General features: G+C 71.0%; 4 protein-coding genes. All 4 read left to right on the top strand.

The features are described 5' to 3' along the window. Positions 1-1,120 precede the first annotated feature (1,120 nt). From OG194_RS46850 to OG194_RS46865, 4 genes are read left to right on the top strand one after another with little or no spacing between them, the layout of a single operon-like run. Entirely contained in the window at positions 1,121-5,176 is a 4,056-nt protein-coding gene (locus OG194_RS46850) for a non-ribosomal peptide synthetase (protein WP_327406842.1), read from the top strand. Beyond that, positions 5,176-14,367, top strand: coding sequence for a non-ribosomal peptide synthetase (locus OG194_RS46855; RefSeq protein WP_327406843.1), 9,192 nt, complete (start codon positions 5,176-5,178; stop codon positions 14,365-14,367). The genes OG194_RS46850 and OG194_RS46855 overlap by 1 nt, the downstream gene beginning before the upstream one ends. A gap of 10 nt (positions 14,368-14,377) precedes the next feature. Continuing rightward, on the top strand, positions 14,378-15,493 hold the full coding sequence (locus OG194_RS46860; protein WP_327406844.1) for a GSCFA domain-containing protein: 1,116 nt from the start codon (positions 14,378-14,380) through the stop codon (positions 15,491-15,493). Beyond that, the gene (locus tag OG194_RS46865; protein ID WP_327406845.1) at positions 15,438-16,145 is read left to right on the top strand and encodes a hypothetical protein; all 708 of its coding nucleotides are present in this window, start codon (positions 15,438-15,440) and stop codon (positions 16,143-16,145) included. The genes OG194_RS46860 and OG194_RS46865 overlap by 56 nt, the downstream gene beginning before the upstream one ends. Positions 16,146-16,155 lie beyond the last annotated feature (10 nt).

Below are 16,155 nucleotides of genomic sequence, written 5' to 3' on the forward strand. Positions count from 1 at the left end.
GAGTTTTCCGCACGGTTCACGCTGATGCTGGCGGGCGCTTCTTCCGTCCGAGGTCTGTCGACCCCGTGTGGTTCGCATCGATAGTGGCGGGCGCTTCTCCTGGTGAGCCTCTCGGCCACCGATCGCACGCCGATCCGCGTCACTCCGGATGTCACCGACCACGGCACGGTCGTCGGCCGTGGCGGCGACCGTCCAGAACTGCTCGGCGGGAACTCGGCGCGGTACCAGGAGAGTCCGGTCGTCGGCGGAGGAGTCGCCCCGTGCGTGAGAGGACACACCGGCCGGCCGATCGACACCGGTTCGACGCCGATACCTGAGAGTAACTCCGTAAACACTTTGTCCGACGGCGCGCACATCCGTAACTCCGCGCCGAGTTCCCGTAATCGGACCGTGAGTACAGCCACCGGTTCGACGTCTCCGCGTGACCCGCGCGTCGGCAACAACACGCGTAATTCGCGACTCCAGTTCGCGCGGGTTCCGGTTCCGGTCGGCGCGCGGCCATTCTGACATCTCTGCCGATCCGTGTGGCTCCCAAACCTTTAATCCAGTTCGGCTGCGGAAATAGGAGACCTTCTTTACCTGGGCTGTCAATCTGCCTCGCCACAAGGGAAGTTGTGTGCCGGTGTGCAGACTTTCTGCCCGTATGTGTGTTTCGCGGGATTCTTTATCGGGGGTGTCGGATCCGTGACGCTCCGGGAAATGTCAAGTGTTGACATGCTCCGAGCGTCTGATCGATGATTACGACCGCGTCACGGAGTTCCGGAAGGAAACGGAAGCGAACGGAAGGGAATCCGGGCACGCAGGAAAGCGTGTGGTCAAGTAATCGGCCAGTAATTTCGGGAATCGAATTATCGAATCGCCGGGCCGCTTCAGGCCTCTTCGCCCCGTGGACCCGCCCGCCCCCTCAACGACCTGACGAGTGCCCCGTCTCCCGGTGAGCGTTCCGCGGTGACGGCGCCCCGCGCATCCCGGCCGTCGGCCCCGCGCCCCGCCCCCACCTCGACGCCCGCTTGACGGCGGGCACGCCTCCTCAGGACCGACGGCAGTCCGGTGACCCCGGCCGGCCCGTCGCGCCCGATGACACCCCGCCCCACACCGATGGGAAGGCCAGGTACCGCCGGTGCACACCACCCCCCACCCTGTCCCCACTCCATGCGCGTCCACCGAAACGGCCACCGGCGGCGCCGAGTTGGCGCCCCGCGTCCGACCTGCCTCCTTCGCCCAGCGGCGACTGTGGTTCCTGGCCCAACTGCCGGGCGCGAACGCCGCGTACAACGAGACGATCGCCTTCTCCCTGACCGGCACGCTCGACGTCGACCTGCTGTCCCGGGCCTTCGACGAGCTGACCAACCGTCATGAGACGCTGCGGACACGGCTGGTGGCCACCGAGGGGGAGGTCCACCAGCACATCGACCCACCGGGCGGGGGATTCGCCCTGACCTTCGAGGACCTCACCACAACTCCCGACCCCGAGGTCCCCGACGCCAAGGTCCCGGATCCCGCAGGCTCCGCCCCCGTAGTTCCAGACCGCACAACCGCCGCCCCTGACCTCGACGCACGCGTCGCCGCCCGCCAACTCGACGAGGAACAAAGGCCGTTCGACCTCGACACCGGCGCCCTCGGACGCGGACGCGTGCTCGCCCTGGGGCCGGACCGCCACGTACTGCTGCTGACGTTCCATCACAGCATCTACGACGGCGTCTCGATGAACGTCATGATGGACGAACTCGGCCAGCTCTACGAGGCGTTCGCGGCGGGCGCCCCGAACCCACTGCCGCCGCTCGCGGTCCAGTTCGCCGACCACACGCAGACCCGGCAGCAAGCCGTCCTCGACGGTGCGCTCGCCGCTCAGGAGGACTACTGGCGCCGCGCGCTGCACGACGCGCCGCCCGTGCTGGACCTGCCCACCGACCGGCCACGCCCGAAGGAACAGCAATACGCGGGCGGGCGGGCCGAGTTCAGTCTCGACACCGAGGTCACCGTTGGGCTCCGCAGCCTCGCGAGACAGCATGGTGCCACCCCCTTCGTGGCCGTACTGGCCGGCTGGGCGATCCTCCTGTCGCGCCTCTCCGGGCAGGAGGACATCGTTGTCGGCAGCCCCTTCGCCAACCGGCGCGGTCCGGGCGCGGCCGGTCTCATCGGCTTCCTCGTCAACTCCCTCCCGTTGCGCATCGATCTGTCCGGCTCCCTCACCGCGTCCGAAGCCCTCGCCCGCACCCGCGCCGTCGTACGCGAAGCACTCGCTCACCAGGACCTGCCGTTCGAGCGGATCGTCGAGCTGGTCAACCCGCCGCGCAGCGCCTCCCGCACGCCGCTGTTCCAGACCATGCTGGCCTGGGTGCCCGAACGGCGGGACCTCCTGCACCTGCCCGGGGTCGACGCCCAGCCGCTGCCGATCGCCCACGCCCCGGCCAAGTTCGACCTCGCCGTCTCGGCGACCGAGTCCGACGGCCGGATCACCGGGTACCTGGACTACGCGACGGCCCTCCTCGACCACACCACCGCCGAGCGCTGGGCCGGCCACCTGCGGCACCTGCTCACGGACATGGCCCGTCACCCCGAACGGGACGTCCGCGCCCTGGAGTTGATGGCCCCTCAGGAACGCCTACGCGAGCTGCTCGACGGCGACGCCACGCGGTCCGAGGACCCCCGAACCGTTCCGCACGCGGCCTCCGGACTCGTCGAACTCTTCGAGACCCACGTCCGCGAACGCCCGACACACACCGCCGTCGTCGACCGCGACAACTCGCTGGACTACGCGACCCTCGACCGCCGCGCCAACCACCTCGCGAACGCCCTCGTCGCCCGGTCCGTCCGCCCCGGCGACGTCGTCGGCCTCCACGCGAAGCGGTCCTGCGACCTGGCTGTCGGCATCCTGGGCATCCTCAAAGCGGGCGCCGCCTACCTCCCGCTCGACCCGGGCCAACCCGCCGAACGCCTCGCGAACATGGTCGAGGACGCGGCCTGCCCCCTCGTCCTGAGCGACCACGACAGCGCGGAACGCGCCCCGGAATGGCTCGACTTGAGGGCCGTGGAAGCCGAGGGAGCAGCCCACCACGAACCGCCCGTAGGCATCGCGCCCACGCCCGACCGACTCGCCTACGTGATTTTCACCTCCGGGTCCACCGGACGGCCCAAGGGCGTCGCGGTGGAGCACCGCAGCGTCCTCAACCTCTTCGCCACCTGGCACGCCCGCATGGGCACCGCCCCCGGCGAGATCGGCTCGGCCTGGTCCAGCATCGGCTTCGACGCCTCGATCCACGAACTGCTGCTGCCCCTCACCACCGGCGGCGAACTGCACATCGTCCCCGAGGAGTTGCGCGGCGACCCCGAGGCCCTGCTGGCATGGATGCGCGAACACGCCGTGACCCAGGCGTTCTTGCCGCCCGCCTACGTCAAGTGGATCGACGAGGATCCCGCCGCACGACTGCGCGGGCTCCAACTGCGCACGCTGCTCACGGGAGTCGAGTCCCTCACCGAAGCCGCCCTGCACCGCATGACCCAGCACCTCCCGGGTCTGCGGATCTGCTTCGGCTACGGCCCCACCGAAGCGACCCTCTACAGCACCGCGTACTACGACCCCCGCCCGCTGGACCGGCCCTGCCCCATCGGCCGCCCGCTGCCCGGCACCCGGATGTACGTCCTCGACGGCCGCATGGAACCCGTCCCGCCCGGTGTGGTGGGCGAGGTGTACCTCGGCGGAGCATCGCTGGCCCGCGGCTATCTCGGCCGCCCCGACCTCACCAAGGAACGCTTCCTGCCCGACCCGTTCGTGCCCGGCGAACGGATCTACCGCACCGGAGACCTCGCCAGGCGCCTGCCCGACGGCCAGGCGCACTACATGGGCCGCGCCGACGACCAGGTCAAACTCCGCGGATTCCGGATCGAACCCGCCGAGGTCGAGGCCGCTCTCATGGCCCTGCCCGGGGTACGCGAGGCCGCCGTCCTCGTCGACCACGACGCGACCGGCCAGCCCCGCCTGCTCGCCGGCATCGGCCGGGGCACCGCACCGGCCCGCACCACCCACGACTGGCGCACCGCCCTCGCCCGCCGACTTCCCGACTACATGATCCCCGCCGTCTTCCTCGACCTCGACACCCTCCCGCTCAACCGCAGCGGCAAACTCGACCGGCCCCAACTCCTGCGCCTGGCCCAGGAGTCGACCACCGACCAGGTCAACACGGCCAGCCCGCGCGACCACATCGAACACGGCCTGTACCGCATCTGGCAGCGGATCCTGCTCCACCCGGACATCGGCGTCAGCGACAACTTCTTCGAAATCGGCGGCACTTCGCTCTCCGCCATCAAGATGGCCCACGCCGTCACCGAGACATTCGGCCGCCGGCTACCGGTCGGCGAGGTGATGACCCGCCCCACCATCGAGTCACTGGCCGCGCTGCTCCGCGAGGACGGCACCGCCGCACCCGGCAGCCTCATCGAGTTCCGCCCCGGCACCGGCCCGCGCGTCGTCTGCGTCCACCCCGCCGGCGGCACCGCCTTCTGCTACCTCCCCCTGGCCACACTCCTCCCCGACAGCGTCGGCCTGTACGGCATCCAGTCCCCGGGAGTGAACCCCGACGAGGACCTCCTGCCGAGCGTGGAGGCCATGGCCGAGGAGTACCTGCGACTGATCGAACCCGACGACGAAGCCCCACTCGTCCTGGCCGGCCTGTCCTACGGCGGGCTCGTCGCCCACGAGATGGGACGCCTCCTGGCCCGCGCCGGACACCGGGCCGTCAGCGTCGTCCTCCTCGACACCCAGGCCACCGACGACGCATCCGCACGCGCGGAGATCGGCGCTGTCGACGCGGCCGAGTTCCGCGACAAACTCGTGAGGTTCAACGGGATGTACCCCGGCATCGACGACGCCCAGGTCGACCGCTACTTCCACCTCTACAACCACAACCGCCTCACCGCCCGCGAACACCTCCCGGCGACCTCCCCGGCGCGCATCGTCCTCGCCCAGGCCGTGCCGGACGGTGACGACACCCCCTTCCATGCCGAGGTCCGTGCCTTCTGGCAGCGTCGCGCCGAGGGCGACTACCGCGTCGAGCCGATGGAATGCGACCACTGGGAGATCCTGGAGGGCGTCGGAGCGGCTCAGGTCGGATCCCTGCTCGCCGCCGAACTCGCCTACCACGGTGCCCAGTTGGCGCCGCCGGCGCGGGAGGCGTGATGGACCTCCATCCCACCCCCAGAGTCACCCCGGCCGCTACGAGGTCCGTCTCCCTCGCCGAGGCGGTGCTGGGCCAGGCTCGCCGCACCCCCGCCGCCGTCGCCGTCGAGGACGGCAACCGGGTCCTCGACTACGCCGAACTCGAACTGGCCAGTGGTCGAGTGGCAACGTGGCTGCACGCGGCCGGAGTTCGCCCCGGCCACGCGGTCGCCGTACACCTGCCCCGCTCCTGGCAACTGGTCTGCGTCATGCTCGGCATCCGCCGCGCCGGAGCCACCGTCGTCCCCCTCGACCGACTCAGCCCGCCCGACCGGCAACGGCACATCCTCGACGACTCGGGCGCCGTGGCGGTCGTACACGAAAGCGGGCAGACACCTCAACTGCCCGAGCATGTAGCCGCGTTGGACGTCCAGCTGCTCCTGACCGGCGACGGCCCCGTCCTGCCCGCCGTGCCTCCGGGGCCGCCCGGCGACACCGCCACGGGCTTCGTCTTCTACACCTCCGGCAGCACGGGGAATCCCAAGGGCGTCGAGGTCACCGACGACGGAGTGCTGCGCCTGGCACGCCCCGGCTACCTCGACCTACGACCCGGCGCCCGCTTCGCCGGCCTGGCCAACCCCGCCTTCGACGCGCTGAGTTTCGAGGTGTGGGTCCCCCTCCTCACCGGCGGCGTCTGCGTCGTACTCGACGACCATCAGGTGCACAGCGCGCCCCGACTCGCCGAGACTCTCGGCGAACGCCGCGTCGACACGCTGTTCATCACCACGGCCCTGTTCAACGCGGTCGTCGAGCAGGTACCCGAGTGCTTCGCCACGGTCGGACAGGTACTCGTCGGCGGTGAGCAGCTCAACGCACCCATCGTCCGCCGCTGGTATGAGACCAACTCCGCTTCCCGCACCGTCCTGCACAACATCTATGGGCCGACGGAGGCGACGACCTTCGCCCTCTGCCACCCCATCCCGCGCGACTTCACCGGCGACACCATCCCCATCGGCACCCCGCTCCCAGGCACCGGCGTACTGCTCCGCACCGAGGACGACCGCATCGCCGAGCCGGGCGAAGTGGCCGAACTACTGCTGTCCGGCCCGGCGTTGGCCCTCGGCTACCGCAACCTCCCGGAGCAGACGGCGCGCAGCTTCGTACGGCTGCCGCACGAGGACGGCGGCGAACGCCGCTGGTACCGGACCGGAGACCTCGTCCGCCAGGACACCGAAGGCCGGACCACCTACGTCGGCCGGGCCGACCGTCAGGTCAAGGTGCGCGGCTTCCGCATCGAACCGGGCGAGGTGGAACGGCAGATCCTGGCCCAACCCGCCGTCCGCCGGGCCTACATATGCACTCGACGCGACGAAGCGGACCGCAGCGAACTGCTCGCCTTCCTCGTCCTCGGCGACGAACTCTCCTACGACGCGTACGACCGCCACCTCGCCGCCGCCCTGCCCTCGTACATGCGCCCCCACCACACCTACCTCGTCGCGGAGTTGCCGCGAAACGCCAACGGCAAGGTCGACCAGGCCGCCTTGCTGCGTGACGTCGGGACCCCGTGGCGCGGTGCGCAGGAGGATGACGTAACCGTCAGCCCCGAGCAACGGCGGGTGCTGGAGGTCGCCGAGGACATCCTCGCCGTCAACGGCCTGCGCCCTGGCGACCGTTGGGCCGCGAGCGGCGGTGACTCGCTGAAGGCGCTGCGCTTCCGCTTCGAGATCCTCAACCGTTTCGCCGTCGACCTACCGCATGACCTCGTCCTGCGGGCCGACTTCGCCGCCCTCACCGACGCCGTACATGCCCCGGACGCGACTACGGGAGAACACCCACCCGTACCCGCCTCCTCCGGCGAACCGACCGCACCGGCCACCAGCGAGCAGGAACGCCTCTGGCTCCTGCACCAGCGCGAGCCCGAAAACCGTTCCTACGACGTGCCGTTGGCCTTCCGCGTCCGAGGCCGCGTCGACACGACGGCCCTGCACCGCGCGGTGCGCGCGATGGTGGAACGACACGTCGCCCTGCGCACCCGGCTGGTCCCCACCCCCGACGGGCTGCTCCAACAGGTCGGCGACCCCTACGACCCGTGGCAGCGCCTCGAAGCCAGTCCCGGGGAGGAATGGCAGGACACCGCCGACCGGTTCTTCGACCACCGCTTCGACCTCGGCGACGCCCGGACGCTGCGGGCCGCCTGGGTGACGCAGTCCGACGGCGGACTGCTCCTGCTGCACCTGCACCACGTCGCCGTGGACGGCTGGTCGCTCAACCTTCTCCTCCACGACCTGACCGACGCCTGCACCGGCGACGGCGTCCAGTCCACGGCTGCCTTGACGCCACTGGACTTCGCACGCTGGCAACGCAGTTGGCACACGAGTCCCGCCTACCACGACCGCCGCGCCCGGCTGCGCTCCCACTACGGCCGCGACGGCGAGCCGTCCCCCGCGCTACCGACGCCTGTCGTGCCACGAGCGCACCTACTGCGCACCTCGCTCGACCTGGTCCGCCGCAGTGCGCTGGACCGTCGCGCCGCACAACTCGGTATGACGCGCTTCCAGTTGCTGGTGTCCGCGTTCGCCGCGAGCCTCTATGGCGTGACCGGGCAGGGCCGTCCGCTGATCGCCACGCCGGTGGTGAACCGGCCCCGCCCCGAATTCGCGGACACGGTCGGCATGTTCGCCAACACCGCGCTCCTGGACCTGCCGTTGGAGCCCAACCACTCACTGGACGCCCAGCTCTCGGCCCACTCCGACGTCGTTCGCGCCGTGCTCCAGGACCAGGAGGTGGCCCTCGCCGACGTCCTCGCGGACCGCGCCTTCCGCGAGCGAACCCCCTTGTTCGACTACCTGTTCGTCCTGGAGAACACCGACTTCTCGGCACTGCGCCTCGACGGCTGCGAAGTACGGCCGCTGTGGCCCGAGCCGCTCGGTGCCAAGTGCGCCCTCACGCTGTCGGTGGTGGAGCACGAGGGCGGGTTCGACTGCCTGTGGGAGTACCGCGACGACATCGGCGCCGACCGCACCCAGGCCGCGGCCCGCCTCTTCCGCCAGACCCTCGACCACCTGACCGGCGACACCGGCACTGACACCGACATCACCCTGCACGAACTGGTCGCCGACTACCGCCGTACCGTGCCCGACCACGGCCAAGGCCCCACGCGCGCACCGGACTTCACCACCGTCGCCGACGGCTTCGCCCGGCAGGCGGCCCGGACCCCGCACGCCCCGGCCGTCACCACCGGCGAGTCCACCCTCACCTACGCCGAACTCGACGCGCAGACAGGCGAGTTGGCGGTCGCGCTCAGTACCCGCCTCCCGGCAGATCCCGCCGCCCCGGCAGCCGTGGCGCTCTACCTCCAGCCCTCCACCGAACACATCGTGGCGCTCCTGGCGGCGGCCCGCCTCAACCTCACCGTCGTACCGCTCGACCCCGCCTATCCACCGCCCCTGCTGAGGCACGTGCTCGACCAGGCCGACCCGTTGTGCGTCCTCGTGGCACCCGAGGACGAGCACGTCCTCGACACGATCGCGCCACCGTCCCTGCCCCGGCACCTTCTCACCCTCGCCGACACCCCCACCTCGCTGCCCCAACTGCCCGCGCACCAGGGGCTGCGCCCGCTCTACACCCTGTTCACGTCTGGCTCCACCGGCACTCCCAAGGGCGTCCAGGTCACCGACCGGACCCTGTGCAACCTGCTGACCTGGCAGCGCACCGACGGCGGCCTGAGCGGGTCGGCAGTCACCCAGCAGTTCTCCATGCTGTCCTTCGACGTCTCCTTCCAGGAGATCCTCACCACCTTGTGCTCCGGCGGCCTGCTGCGCCTGGTGGAACCCGGCTGGCGGCACGATGTCCCGTCCCTGCTCCGGGAGTTGGAGACCGGGGGAGCGGAGCGGATCTTCCTGCCGTATGTCGCTCTGCAACTCCTCGCCGAACACGGCGTGCGCACCGGACAGTTCCCGTCCCGGCTGCGCGAAGTCGTCACCGCCGGAGAACAGTTGGTGTGCACCGACGCGATCCGCCGCTGGTTCGCCGGTCTGCCGGGCGCCCGGCTGTTCAACCACTACGGGCCCACCGAGACCCACGTCGTCAGTGGCCTCTGCCTCGACGGAGACCCCGCCGGCTGGCCGCTGCGCCCGGCGATCGGGCGCCCGGTGGCGAACGCCGTCCTGCGTGTCGTCGACGCGGGCGGTCTCCCCGTCCCGCCCGGTGTCACCGGCGAGTTGCTGATCGGCGGTGTCATGGCCATCCGCTGCTACGTCGGTGTCGGCATCGGCGACGACACGCCGAACCGCGACCGCTTCACCGACCACCCCGACCTCGGGACCTTCTACCGCACCGGCGACCTGGCCCGGTTCGACGAGCAGGGTCTGCTGCACTACGCGGGCCGCGACGACAGCCAGGTCAAACTCGGCGGGTTCCGGCTGGAGTTGGGGCAGGTCGAGGCCGCCTTGCTGCAATATCCCGGTGTGACCCACGCGGTCGTGGCGGTGGAGGGCGGTCGGCTGGTGGCCTGTCTGCAATGCCGGGGCGGCGACCCCGATCCGGCCGAACTCGCGGACCATCTGGCCGGGTTACTGCCGGCTTACGTGCGCATCAGCCGCTTCCGCCGCCTGACGGAGCTGCCGCGCACGCCGAGCGGGAAGCTGGACCGCCGGGCGGCATACACCGCCCCAGGTCGGGACCTGCGCTCCGTCGACGTGACCGCCCCGGCCGTCTCACCGCTCGAAGGACGGCTGGCCGCGCTGTTCGAGACGGTGACCGGCAAGGCCATCGGCGTGGAGCAGCGGTTCTTCGACGCGGGCGCCACCAGCCTGGACCTGATGCGCTTCCAGCTCCGCTGCGCGGGCGAGGCCGAACTCGCCTTCACCGTCCCGGAGTTGTTCGAGTACGTCAGCCTCCGTGCGCTGGCCCGCCTGGTGGAGGGACGCGCATCGGAGGGCGCCGTTGCGACCGCCGTCATCTCCGATGCCCCACGGCCTCCGGGGGAGCGGGCCGAGGAACCCATCGCCGTCATCGGGATGGCCGTACGACTGCCTGGTGCCCCTGACCTGGCCGCCTTCTGGGACCTGGTGGTCTCCGGCCGCCGGGGCATCGAGGACTTCCCGACGACGGACGGCCGGGTCGGCGCTCGCAGCCAGTTGGCAGGGATGTTCGACTTCGACCCGGGCCGCTTCACGATCAGCCCGCACGAGGCGCGGCTGATGGACCCCCAGCAGCGGCAGTTCCTGATGAACTGCGTCGAGGCGCTCGCCCACGCCGGCATCGGCGACCCGACGGCCCACCGGGTCGGACTCCTCGCCGCCTGCGGGGAGAACACCTACTTCCAGCGCATGCTGCGCGAGGCGGACCCCGCCGAACTGCCCGACACCTTCCGGCTCGCGCTGCACCACGAGAAGGACTTCCTGGCCACCAAGGCCGCCTACCACCTCGGCCTGACAGGGCCCGCCTTCACCGTGCAGTCGGCGTGCTCCAGTTCGCTCGTCGGCGTGCATGTCGCCGCCGGGATGCTGCGGCAGGGCGACGCGGACGTGATGCTCGTCGGCGGGGTCCTCGTCGACACCGAACTGACCGACGGCTACACCTACCGACCGCAGCACATCTTCTCCCCGGACGGCCACTGCCGACCCTTCAGCGCGGACGCCGCCGGCACTGTCGGTGCCAGCGGAACCGGCGTCGTCGTCCTCAAGCCCCTCGCCGCCGCGCGCCGGGACGGGGACACCGTCTACGCCGTCATCACCGGCTCGGGTATCAACAACGACGGTTCGGACAAGCTCAGTTACAGCGCCCCCGCCCTCGCCGGGCAACGCGCCGCGATCCGCACCGCCCTGCACCGCAGCGGCCGTAGCGGCACCGACCTCGGCTATGTGGAGGCGCACGGCACCGGCACTCGCCTCGGAGACCCGGTGGAGGCGGCCGCGTTGCGCCAGGCGTACGGCCTGGCGGACGACGCGCGCGTGGCGCTGTCCTCGGTGAAGAGTCAGATCGGACACCTGGGCGCCGCCGCGGGCGTTGTGGGAATGGTGCGGGCCGTGCTCGCCGTGCACCACGGGATCGTCCCGCCCACGGCGGACTTCGACCGGCTCAACCCCGAGATCGACGACGGCCCGTTCCGCATATCGGTCGCGGCCGAACCTTGGCCGCAGGACGGGCCGCGAGTCGCCGCCGTCAGCAGCTTCGGCATCGGCGGGACCAACGCCCACCTGCTGCTCGAACAGCCGGATGCGGTCCAAGTTGCGCACGCCGCGAACGAGTTGGTGCCGTGCCTGGTGCTGTCCGGCAGTTCCGAGGCAGCCGTGCGCGCGGATGGGCGTCGTATCGCCGCCTACCTGAGGGCAAACCCCGACACCTATCCGCAGGTCCTGCGCCACCTCCAGGCAGGACGGCCCGCGCTCGGCCACCGGGCGGCGGCCGTCTGTCCGGACGCCGGCTCCGCCGTCGCGTGGCTCGAAGGGCTCGAAGCGCTCTCCGACATCACGGCGCCGCGGCCGCAGGCCGGCAGCCCGAACCAGGACCGGGACCCCCATGCCCTCGCCGAGGCATGGACGGCCGGGCACATCCTCGTATGGCCCGAGGGTCCGGCCTCCGCGCCCTGGGACTTCCCGCCGCCCGCCTTCGAGACGGAGGAGTACGACTTCGCGCGTACGCCCGTAGCGGCCCCGGCCGGTGTGTCCGCGCCGTCGGCCGGACCGCAACGGCTACCCGCCGACCAGTGGTTGCACCAGCCGCAGTGGACACGGTCGCGCCGCGCCCGCACCGGCGTTCACGAACCGCGGCGCACCGCCGTGGTGGTCACGCAAGCGGGCAGCGAGTCGTGGCGATTCCTTGAACGGCACTACGCCCGGGTCGTGACCGTGTGCGCGGGGAAGGCCTTCGCCCGCCTCGACGATGACCGTTACGAGGCCGATCCCGCTGACTCCGGACAACTGGCCACCGTGCTGAAGCGGGTCACCCGGCCCGACGGACCCGGGGTCGACTGGCTGCACGCGTTGCCGCTGGCTCTCGACGGCAGCCTTGATGAACACGCCCTGGAGGCCGCCCAGTTGGCCTGCCTCGACACCGTCGCGGCACTCGCCCGCACTCTGGCCGACGTCCCGGATGCCGTACGGCCACGCGCCTGGCTGCTGTCCCACGGGGCGCAACCGGTCACCGGCCCCGTCCGCACCCCTGAGGCGGGCCTGCTCGCCGCCGCCCTCGAAGTGCCCCGGCAGGAACTGGGCGTGATCCTGCGCTGGTTGGACCTGCCCGGACCCCGCCCGGCCGACTGGGCGGCACACTTGCCCGACCTCCTCCTGGACGACACGATCACCGAACCGGCGATCGCCCTGCGCGACGGCTTCTGGTGGCAGCGCACACTCCAACCGGTACCGGCCCTCAACTCCCCGCCAAGAGCCATCCGTTCGGCCGCCCCCGGAACCCACCTGGTGCTCGGCGGCACCGGAGGCATCGGCGCCACCCTGGCCGCCCGCCTCCTGGAACACCCCGGCAACCACGTGGTCCTCGTCGCCCGGGGGACCGAGACACCGCCCGCGCTACGGCCGTACCGGGACCGCGTCACCCTGGTCCCGGCCGACCTCGCCGAGGACGACCTGGGCGCGATCGCGGACCGCCTGGCCCCGCACCTCGACGGCCTCGCCGGTATCGTCCACGCCGCGGGAACGGCCGCCGGGGGACTCCTCGCCCGCCGGGACCCCGCCGTCGGCCGCCGCGCCACGGCCGCGAAACTGCGCGGCGCCCTGCTCGTCGAACAGCTCATCGCCGACCACGACCCCGACTACGCGGCCTACTGCTCGTCAATGGCGTCCAGGTTCGGGGGAGTTGGACAGTTCGACTACGCGGCGGCCAACGCCTGCCTCGACGCCTACGCCCACCATTCGCCGCCCGGCGACGATGCCACCACCGTCCGTATGAGCATCGGCTGGGACGCCTGGCGGGACGTCGGCATGGCGCAGAATGCCCTCACCGCCGACGCCCGCCACCAGGAACATCTCAAGGTGGCGCTCACCCCCGAGGACGGCGCGGCTGTCTTCGAACGCGCCCTGTACCTTCAACTGCCCCATCTGATGGTCAACACCACGCCCTTGGCGGAGGCTCGCTTCTTCTACGAGGCGGACCCCGACTCCCGATACGAGCCGGTCTCCTCCGAGCAACCCGCGCAGGGCGATGCCACGGCCGAACTCACCGAGATCCTGGTCGACTTGCTCGGCGTGGACACCGTCGACCCGGAGGCCGCGCTGTACGACCTCGGCGCCGACTCGCTCACCCTGCTGGAACTCATCGACGAGGTGAAACGCCGCTACGGCACCGACATCGACCTGTCCCGACTGAGTCACCGGGTGAGCCTCACCGAGATCCTCGGGCACCTGGGCCACATCGACACCGGCACGCGCGCCTCGGCCGCTGCGGTGGACGTCGAGGTGTGGCAGCGCGGACCGGGTCCGGACGTGCTGTGCCTGGTGCATCCGGTCGGCGGCGATATCCAGGCTTACCGACCTCTTGTGGCGGCCCTGCCCGACGAGTTGACGGTCTGTCTGATCGCCGACCCGAAACTGCGTGACCCGTCGCTGCCTGCCCGGTCGATCGCCGATCGTGCGGCGCACTATCTGGATGCAGTCCGGGCCGCGTTTCCGGATCCGAACCGCCGCCTGCGCCTGGCAGGTTGGTCGTTCGGTGCCTGGACCGCCTTGTCCATGGCGGCACTTGCCGAGGCGGACGGCCGACCGTTCGACGCCGTCCACCTCCTCGATCCACCGCCACCCGGCGCCGGACAACGACTCGCGGCGTACGACGAACAACAGGTGGACGCGGTGTTCGCCCGCGAATTGAGCGGCAACGGCGGTAGCAGTGGCAGTGGCAGTGGTGGCGGACGGTTGTCGGATTCCGGCCGCGCCTACGCCGAACGCCTCGCGGACTGCTGCCGGACCAACCTCGCGGCCATGGCCGACCACCAGTTGCCGCGCCTACGCCGGACGCCCGCCGTCGTATGGCTGGCTGAACGCACCGTAGAGGAAGGGGTGTTGGGACCAGAGCCGACCGAACCCGGCGCTTGGGACGCCCATCTGCCCCGCCCCTTCCGTCTCCATCACGTCGACGCCACGCACTACGAACTCGTCGCGGAACCCCACGTAGAAGCGATCGCGGCCGCGCTCGCAGCGGCCCCACTCCACACGCAAGCCCCCGTTGCCGCCCTGCCCCACCCCGCCGGAAGATCCTGAGGAGGTCACCGTGCAGCACCCCTACACCCGCCTCCCCGAGCGGTCCTTCTGGCGTACCGCGGTCGCCGAACCCGACGCGCTCGACATCACCGACCTGTGGACGCCGAAGTTCACGATCGGCCAGGACGCTCCCGTCGTCACCGCCGGTTCGTGCTTCGCCGCACACATCGGACGGGCCCTCCTGGAAGAGGGCATGCACTGGTACGACGCCGAACTGCCGCCCTCGGGCCTCACTCGCGCCGAACAGTCCGCACGCGGCTACCGCCGTTTCTCCTTCCGTACCGGGAACATCTACACGGCCGCCGCGCTACGCCAATGGATCGCCTGGGCGCTCGACGAGGAGAAACCGCCCGAGGAGGTCTGGGCGGAGGAGGGGACCTCAGACGGCATCACCTGCGGCACCTCCCACGAGACTTTCCACGACCCCTACCGGCCCACCGTCGAACCGGCCGGCTTCGCCTCACCCGACGACCTGCTCCGCTCCCGCGAGGTCACCCTCGCCGCCATCCGCACCGCCCTCACCAAGGCCGACGTCCTCGTCTTCACTCTCGGCCTGACCGAGGCCTGGCACGACACCGTGACCGGCACGGTGCTGCCGATGTGCCCGGGGACGGTACGCGGCACCTTCGACCCCGCCCGGCACGTCCTGCGCAACCACACGGTGGCGCAGGTGCACAGCGACCTGACGGCCGTGCTCGCCCTGGCTCGCGGGGTCAACTCCCGGCTGCGCATGGTCCTCACCGTCTCCCCGGTGCCTCTGACGGCCACCGCGACCGGCCGCCACGCCCTCGTCGCCACCACCTACTCGAAGTCCGTACTGCGCGCGGCGGCAGGGCAGTTGGCGGACGAGACGGACGACGTCGACTACTTCCCGTCGTACGAGATCATCACCGGCTTCCCGTACCGGGCGGCCTTCTACGAACCCAACCTCCGCACGGTCACCCCTGACGGCGTGGCCTTCGTGATGCGGCACTTCTTCCAGGCCCTCCAGGGCCCCTCCGCTACGGCGCACCCCGCGCCCGGACCCATCACCGCCAAAACCCCCACCGCAGGCGGAGAGGACCACTGGTGTGACGACGCCGTGCTCGACTACTACAACCCCCGCCCGATTCCTTCTGCTGGGTGACTCCCACGCAGGCTGTGTCGGACGCGCCGCCCAGGCCGCCGAACTGCCCTTCGCGGGCGGCCCGTTAGGCTCCGGGCGCGACTTCCTGGGCCCCTTCTTCGACGCAGACACCGACACCGACGCCACCGACCTCACCTTCCGGCAGACCGAGACGCAGCGGCTCTACCGCGAACACCTCGACACCCTCGACGTGACCGCACTCGACGAACTGCCGGTGCCGCTGGTGTGCACCTTCGGCCTGAGCGCCCACACGGTGGCCACCCGCCAGAACTGGGACCTCTACCGCGACCGACACGGCACCGTCCCGGACACCTTCCTCCGCAGCCGCCTCTTCGCCGACCTGGTCCGCGCGACCGTCCGAGGCGCCCTCACTTTCTACGACCACGCCGTCGCCCTGGGCCTACGGGTGCTGGCGCCCCTCCCGCCCCAGCGCGTCCCCGGCATGTCCGACCCGAACGTCTTCTTCGCCGCGCAGGACATCCTCGTCACCGAACTCAGCGCTCGCGACGTCGAGTTGGTCGACCTGCGCGCCCGCGTCACCGACACCACCGGCCTGCAACGCCCCGCCTTCTCCCAGGCGGACGACACGATCCACGGCAACCTCGCCTTCGGGCGTCTCGTCGTATCCGAACTCCTCGACCGAGGCCTGTAGTTGTAGGCCC

This window comes from Streptomyces sp. NBC_01288, assembly GCF_035982055.1.
Classification (GTDB): domain Bacteria; phylum Actinomycetota; class Actinomycetes; order Streptomycetales; family Streptomycetaceae; genus Streptomyces.

Bases quoted from the DNA above. Each gene is read 5' to 3' on its own strand.
- OG194_RS46855 (WP_327406843.1), top strand. From the start codon at position 5,176: ATGGACCTCCATCCCACCCCCAGAGTCACCCCGGCCGCTACGAGGTCC.